This window comes from Variovorax sp. 01T439_2, assembly GCF_056398445.1.
This window is the reverse complement of the sequence record NZ_JBFTPJ010000450.1, coordinates 1-4613: the sequence shown is the minus strand read 5'-3', so window position 1 is coordinate 4613 and position 4613 is coordinate 1. Positions and strand designations below refer to the sequence as shown.

Here is a 4613-nt window from a genome sequence, read left to right as displayed (position 1 = left end):
GGGCTTCCTGTTTCCGCTGAGCCTTGCGGCCGAGGGCAGCTGCACCATCGGCGGCAACCTGGCGACCAATGCCGGCGGCACGCAGGTGGTGCGCTACGGCAACACGCGCGAGCTGTGCCTGGGCCTCGAGGTGGTCACGCCGCAGGGCGAGATCTGGGAAGGCACCAGCGGCCTGCGCAAGGACAACACCGGCTACGACCTGCGCGACCTGATGATCGGCAGCGAAGGCACGCTCGGCATCATCACCGCGGCCACCATGAAGCTCTACCCGCTGCCCGCCGCGCAGCTCACGGCCTGGGCCGCGGTGCCCTCGCTCGACCACGCGGTCACGCTGCTGGGCCTTGCGCACAAACAGCTGGGCTCGGGCCTCACGGGCTTCGAGGTGATGGGCCGGTTTGCATTGAGTCTGGTCGACAAGCACATGCCGCAGCTGCGCGTGCCCTTCATCGGCGACGAGGCCGTGCCGTACTGTGTATTGCTGGAGAACTCCGACAGCGAATCCGAAGACCATGCGCGCGCGCGCTTCGAGGCGCTGCTCGAAACGGCTTTCGAAGACGGCTGCGTGACCGATGCGGTGGTGGCCGAGAACCTCGCGCAGGCGCACCAGCTCTGGCACATCCGCGAGAGCATTCCGCTCGCGCAGGCCGAAGAAGGCCTGAACATCAAGCACGACATCTCGATTCCGGTGTCGCGCATTCCGGCCTTCGTGGCGGAAACCGACGCGCTGCTGGCGCGCGAGATTGCCGGCGTGCGGCTGGTGAACTTCGGCCACCTGGGCGACGGCAACCTGCACTACAACGTGCAGGCGCCCGAGAACATCGACACCAAGGCCTTTTTGAAGAACGAGGAAGAGCGCATCAACACGCTGGTGTACGACGCGGTCGAGAAGTTCGGCGGCTCGTTCTCGGCCGAGCATGGCGTGGGCTCGCTCAAGGTCGACAAGCTCGAGAAGCACAAGTCGCCGGTGGCGCTGGAGATGATGCGGGCGATCAAGCGCGGGCTCGATCCGAAGAACATCCTGAACCCGGGCCGCGTGATTCGCGTCTAGGCAGCTGTATTTCTCCCTCCCCTCCCGGGGGAGGGCCGGGGTGGGGGCACGCGGCCTTCGATTGAGCGCTGCGCCGATGCGGGGGCAGCCCCCATCCCAACCTTCCCCCAGCGGGGGAAGGAGCAAGACAGCAGATCAGCCAGGGAAATCCTCGCCGCGCAGCTCGATCGGCTGCCCGTGCGGCGTGCGGTCGGCCGCATGGTCCCAGGCGTGGCGGTAACGTGCCAGTTCCTCGTCCGAACTGGCGCCCTTGCGCGCGACCAGGCTTTCGAGCGCGGCGAGCCAGTGGCGGTAGTAGGTGTTGCCGGTGTCGGGGTCGCCCGCGGCCTGCGCGGCCGCGATCTGCGCTGCAAGCGCTTCGGCCCATTCAACCCAGCTGAACAGCCCGCGCTCGTGCAGCGCCAGCGTCATCGCAAAAGCCTGGGCCTCCCAGGGTGCGTTGAACACCGGCCCGTCGGCATCGCGCGGCATGCCAGGCGCCAGTGCGAGGGGTGGCATGTCGCTGTTCATGCGGCGGGCTCCAGGTAGCTTTCCCAGGCATCGACCGACACCGCAAGGTTCTGGCGCGGCGCGCCTTCGCCCCAGAGCTCGGCCTCGTCGAAGACCACGGTGTAGAGCCACTGCGGCTGCTCGCCCAGGCCTTGCGCATGGGCATCGGCGAACACATGCGCGCCATGCACATGCTCGATCACGCCGCGCTTGCCCTGCACGTAGCCCGGCAGCCGCGTGTGGTGGTCGACCTTGCCGGCGCGCATGCGCACCGGCTGGCCGAGGGCAAAGCGCGCCGGCCCGGGTTCGGGGCGCTGGGTGGGCGAGCCCTTGGCCAGCACGGACTGAACGCTGGCGGCCTGCAGCACACGCGCGACCGGTGCCGCGGGATGGCGCATCTCGCCGGACGCGAGCTCGTCCGGAGCGACCTGGCCGCGCTGCAGCATCAGCTGCTCCAGCGCGCCGAGCCAGATCTGGTAGTAGCTCAGGTTTCCGTAGCCGGGCAAGGTCTCGCGCACGGCGCGGCTCGCATCGATGTTCCAGGAGCCGGTGGCGCCCATGGCCAGCGTGAGCGCCAGCGCGCGCGGCTCCCACGCGGCATGGAACAGCTCGCCCTCGGGCTCGGGCGTGACCGGGCCGAAACCGGGCTGGCCGCCAAGGTCGGCATGCGTGACATAGCTCATGAAGCACCCCCTGTAGAGGCGGCTTCCACCCGCCGAGTGCCGATCATCGAGTCGCGCGTGACCAGCGCGGCAAGCTCTTCTTCGCTCATGCCTTCGGTGCCTTCAGGGCGCTGCGGGATCACGAGGTAGCGCACCTCGGCGGTCGAATCCCAGACCCGGATGCGCGTCGATTCGGGCAGCACCGTGCCGAAATCGGCCAGCACGCCGCGCGGGTCCTTCGCGGCCCGCGAGCGGTACGGCGCGCTCTTGTACCAGGTGGGCGGCAGGCCGAGCACCGGCCAGGGATAGCAGCTGCAGAGCGTACAGACGACCATGTGGTGCTGCTCGGCGGTGTTCTCCACCGCCACCATGTGCTCGCCCTGCCGGCCGGTGTAGCCCAGCGAGGCGATGGCGGCCGTGGCATCCTTCAGCAGCCAGTCGTGGAACACTGGGTCGACCCAGGCCCTGGCCACCACGCGCGCGCCGTTGCGCGGGCCGATGCGGGTCTGGTAGGTGTCGATCAGCACGTCGAGTGCGGCCGGATCGATGTAGCCCTTCTGGGTGAGCACGCTCTCGAGCGCCCGCACCCGCAGGTCCATTTCGCCGAGTTCGCTGTGTTCGTGGGAGTGGTCATGGCCGGTCATCGGCCAATGCTAGCGCCGCCCCGTAAAATTCCCAACATGACCTCGCCCGCCCGCCCCGTCCGCTCCCAGTACGAAGACTTCATGCGCCATGTGGACACCCATGGCGTCCACAAGAGCGACCGCACCGGCACGGGCACCAAGAGCGTGTTCGGCCACCAGATGCGCTTCGACCTGAACGAAGGCTTTCCGCTGGTGACCACCAAGAAGGTGCACCTCAGGTCCATCATCCAGGAACTGCTGTGGTTCCTGACCGGCTCCAGCAACAACAACTGGCTCAAGGAGCGCGGCGTCACCATCTGGGACGAGTGGGCGCGCGAGGACGGCGACCTGGGCCCGGTGTACGGCGTGCAGTGGCGCAGCTGGCCGACGCCGGACGGCGGCCACATCGACCAGATCTCCGAAGTCATCAAGACCCTGAAGACCAACCCCGATTCGCGCCGCATCATCGTGAGCGCATGGAACGTGGCCGAGCTCTCGAAGATGGCGCTCATGCCCTGCCATGCCTTCTTCCAGTTCTACGTGGCGCCGCCGCAGGCACCGGGCGAGCGCGGCAAGCTGAGCTGCCAGCTCTACCAGCGCAGCGCCGACATCTTCCTGGGCGTGCCCTTCAACATCGCAAGCTACGCGCTGCTCACGCACATGGTGGCGCAGCAGTGCGATCTCGACGTGGGCGACTTCATCTGGACCGGCGGCGACTGCCACATCTACAGCAACCATGCCGAGCAGGTCGCGCTGCAGCTGAGCCGCACGCCCTACCCCTACCCCACGCTGCACATCAAGCGCAAGCCGGCCTCGATCTTCGACTACCAGTACGAGGACTTCGAGGTGCTCGACTACCGGCACCACGATCCCATCAAGGCACCGGTGGCGGTGTAGGCCCATGTCCGAGCTCGCCACGACACCGCGCATCCACCTGATCTTCGCGCGCGCCGCCAACGGCGTGATCGGCGCCAAGGGCACCATTCCCTGGCACCTGCCCGAAGACATGGTTCACTTCAAGCAGCAGACGGCCGGCGCCCCGGTCGTCATGGGCCGCAAGACCTGGGATTCGCTGCCGCCGCGCTTCCGGCCGCTGCCGGGCCGGCGCAACATCGTCGTGACGCGGCAGGACGACTGGAAGGCCGAAGGCGCATGGCGCGTGGGCAGCCTGCAGGAAGCGCTCGCGCTGTGCGAGGAGTCGCAGGTGCCCGACGTGTGGATCATCGGCGGCGCGCAGATCTATGCCGAAGCCGAGCCGCTCGCGCAGCAGGTGGTCGTGACCGAGCTCGCGCACGACTACGAAGGCGATGCGCATGCGCCGGAACTCTCCCCCTCCGCCTGGCGCGAAACCAAGCGCGAAGCGCATGTCTCGGCGAAGGAGGGCCTCAACTACAGCTTCGTGACCTACGAACGCATCGCGCCATCGAAGGCATGAACGCAGAGGAGCCGCGCGCCATCGCCCCGCCGCTGCGGCGCCGCTCCCTCGTGGTCGGCGCCGCATTGCTTTGCGGCCTGGCGCCCATGCAGGCATTGCGCGCGGCCGAGCGGCTCGATCCCGACCAGGAAGCGCTCTTCATTCCCGGCACCGCGCGTCCCACCGCCGATGGCCGGCTCGAAGTCGACATCCATGCCTGGGTCTACGAACCCGAGCACCGCTGGGGCCTGAATCGGCTCGATCCCGACCAGGAAGCGCTCTTCATTCCCGGCACCGCGCGTCCCACCGCCGATGGCCGGCTCGAAGTCGACATCCATGCCTGGGTCTACGAACCCGAGCACCGCTGGGGCCTGAAT

The 4613-nt window shown here is 68.2% G+C and carries 6 protein-coding genes and 1 pseudogene; 4 read left to right on the top strand and 3 right to left on the bottom strand.

The window, feature by feature from the left end; all coding sequences use genetic code 11:
* Window positions 1-1048: FAD-binding oxidoreductase (locus AC1DOC_RS20160; protein ID WP_478130358.1), on the top strand; the 1048-nt coding region annotated here is incomplete at its 5' end.
* A 135-nt stretch (window positions 1049-1183) separates the two neighbouring features.
* On the opposite strand, the gene AC1DOC_RS20155 is transcribed toward AC1DOC_RS20160, so the two are convergent.
* Genes AC1DOC_RS20155 through nthA form a run of 3 tightly spaced genes read right to left on the bottom strand, consistent with a single transcriptional unit; the run spans window position 1184 to window position 2843 of the window.
* The gene (locus AC1DOC_RS20155; protein WP_436287570.1) at window positions 1184-1558 is read right to left on the bottom strand and encodes a nitrile hydratase accessory protein; all 375 of its coding nucleotides are present in this window, start codon (window positions 1556-1558) and stop codon (window positions 1184-1186) included.
* The gene (gene nthB, locus AC1DOC_RS20150; protein ID WP_478079785.1) at window positions 1555-2220 is read right to left on the bottom strand and encodes a nitrile hydratase subunit beta; all 666 of its coding nucleotides are present in this window, start codon (window positions 2218-2220) and stop codon (window positions 1555-1557) included. The genes AC1DOC_RS20155 and nthB overlap by 4 nt, the downstream gene beginning before the upstream one ends.
* Window positions 2217-2843, bottom strand: coding sequence for a nitrile hydratase subunit alpha (nthA, locus tag AC1DOC_RS20145; RefSeq protein WP_478130357.1), 627 nt, complete (start codon window positions 2841-2843; stop codon window positions 2217-2219). Before nthA ends, nthB begins: the two co-directional genes overlap by 4 nt.
* A gap of 36 nt (window positions 2844-2879) precedes the next feature.
* Between nthA and AC1DOC_RS20140 the strand changes: the two genes are divergently transcribed.
* The 3 genes and pseudogenes from AC1DOC_RS20140 to AC1DOC_RS20130 all read left to right on the top strand — a co-directional run.
* The gene (locus tag AC1DOC_RS20140; protein ID WP_018903061.1) at window positions 2880-3719 is read left to right on the top strand and encodes a thymidylate synthase; all 840 of its coding nucleotides are present in this window, start codon (window positions 2880-2882) and stop codon (window positions 3717-3719) included.
* A 4-nt stretch (window positions 3720-3723) separates the two neighbouring features.
* Window positions 3724-4257 carry a dihydrofolate reductase gene (locus AC1DOC_RS20135; RefSeq protein WP_012746805.1) on the top strand — a complete coding sequence of 178 codons (534 nt, stop codon included), beginning with the start codon at window positions 3724-3726 and terminating at the stop codon, window positions 4255-4257.
* Window positions 4254-4613: pseudogene (locus tag AC1DOC_RS20130) on the top strand (hypothetical protein); the annotation flags it as partial. The gene AC1DOC_RS20135 and the pseudogene AC1DOC_RS20130, both read left to right, overlap by 4 nt.

What these genes read in the sequence shown, in the direction of transcription:
- AC1DOC_RS20155 (WP_436287570.1), bottom strand. Translation starts at nt 1,558, where the DNA reads ATGAACAGCGACATGCCACCCCTCGCACTGGCGCCTGGCATGCCGCGC.
- nthB (WP_478079785.1), bottom strand. Translation starts at nt 2,220, where the DNA reads ATGAGCTATGTCACGCATGCCGACCTTGGCGGCCAGCCCGGTTTCGGC.
- nthA (WP_478130357.1), bottom strand. Translation starts at nt 2,843, where the DNA reads ATGACCGGCCATGACCACTCCCACGAACACAGCGAACTCGGCGAAATG.
- AC1DOC_RS20140 (WP_018903061.1), top strand. Translation starts at nt 2,880, where the DNA reads ATGACCTCGCCCGCCCGCCCCGTCCGCTCCCAGTACGAAGACTTCATG.
- AC1DOC_RS20135 (WP_012746805.1), top strand. Translation starts at nt 3,724, where the DNA reads ATGTCCGAGCTCGCCACGACACCGCGCATCCACCTGATCTTCGCGCGC.